We start from the raw sequence: 1,347 nt of genomic DNA, 5'->3' as shown, positions 1-1,347 counted from the left end.
GGGTGAGGAGGCATTATTTTTCCCTTGGAAGGACACTATTGATAATAAGTTTTTAGCGAAGAATCATTCAGATGGTTACAAACTAGATAATGGAGAGGAAGACCTTGAGTATTTAAAGGAGCTGGCAATAGATCAGACAATTATAAAAAATGTATTACGGAATGGGCAGTCAATACAAGTGGATGAATCGATAAAGCTGATCCCTGTGAATATTAGATATTTCTGGGGCGAGGGGTGGCGGTTGAAAAWAATAAAAACGAAACGGCAAGAAGTGAATATAAAGTACACATTCTTAAATAAACATATCGATCTTATATACAAGAGATATCATGACACACAAATAATGTCAATTACGCCAACGAGGAAAAGCGATATAGTAAGAATTAAAGAAGTAGAGCCAACGAATCTTAAGAATTAGGTTATAGCATAAATCTTATCTGTTCTACCCTGTTCTCTGCCTGTTCTTTAGTATATTCTTTTTTGTCTAGTCTTTCAACCCATTGATAATTACCAAACTCAAGTTGTTTTATGCCAGGACCGTGATCTAATAAATTATATTCATCGCATGCATCGCATCTGACTACTTCATAACTATATCCTGGACTGCTTTCTTCCTTCTCTAAAATATAAGATTCAAGCATATTGCTACATTTGACGCAGGGCTGCGAAAGGGTTTCAACAGGGGGATTTTTACGGTTTAAGGCCAGTTTTAAATTTATCAGAGAGCCCAGTGCAGGTCCATATGCCCATCGGTTAAGCGATCTTGAAATATCCATACTGAGTATCCTGGATATCATTATGAACATATCTCCAATAAACTCTCTTTCTTCCGTGTCAAAATCGGCAGTATTAAGACGTTTTAAAGTACAGGAGAAAACGGACCGGGTGAATCTGATTGATTTGTTGTCCTGCACGGCAATTATTAACTGATCTAACAAATCGTCGAAAACGGTATTCAGGTGCACGCAAATTTCCGTCTCGGAAGGAACAAGGCCTCTGTTTGTCCACTGTTCAGAAGAGAATTTATCATTTTCTTTTAAGTCAGAAAGTTTAGTGATGATCGATTCGCTGTTAGTCATAGCCACAATATAATCAAATGTAAATGTAGTACAAAAATCGAGAAAAGGGCTAACAGTCAAGTTGGCTTTTGCCTAATTCATTTTGTAGCCTTTTGGCTTTTCTTTCGTACCTTCGTGAGGATAAAAAGTTCTTTCAAACCTGATCAAATTGAGCTATTCCGGGAGGTAACAAAAAAGGTTACACTAACTTTTAAAACCCTGAAAAGCCGCGATATATAAGGCATTGATGTAGTCCCAAGGGGATCACCATCAGGAGTAAAAAGAAATA

Annotated in this window: 2 protein-coding genes; one reads left to right on the top strand and one right to left on the bottom strand. The window is 37.1% G+C overall.

Annotated elements, in window-relative coordinates:
• A partial coding sequence (locus AB4Z08_RS35735) for a hypothetical protein (protein ID WP_441578561.1) occupies positions 1-418 on the top strand: 418 nt, incomplete at its 5' end.
• Position 419: 1 nt separating this feature from the next.
• Here AB4Z08_RS35735 and AB4Z08_RS35730 read toward each other — a convergent pair.
• Positions 420-1,079, bottom strand: coding sequence for a hypothetical protein (locus AB4Z08_RS35730; RefSeq protein WP_441578560.1), 660 nt, complete (start codon positions 1,077-1,079; stop codon positions 420-422).
• Positions 1,080-1,347 lie beyond the last annotated feature (268 nt).

Source organism: Chitinophaga sp. RAB17 (genome assembly GCF_052114225.1).
In the GTDB taxonomy this organism is placed as follows: domain Bacteria; phylum Bacteroidota; class Bacteroidia; order Chitinophagales; family Chitinophagaceae; genus Chitinophaga.
This window is presented reverse-complemented; position numbering and strand designations above follow the sequence as displayed.

Excerpts from the sequence above, each read along its gene's own strand:
- AB4Z08_RS35730 (WP_441578560.1), bottom strand. The coding sequence starts at position 1,079 with ATGACTAACAGCGAATCGATCATCACTAAACTTTCTGACTTAAAAGAA.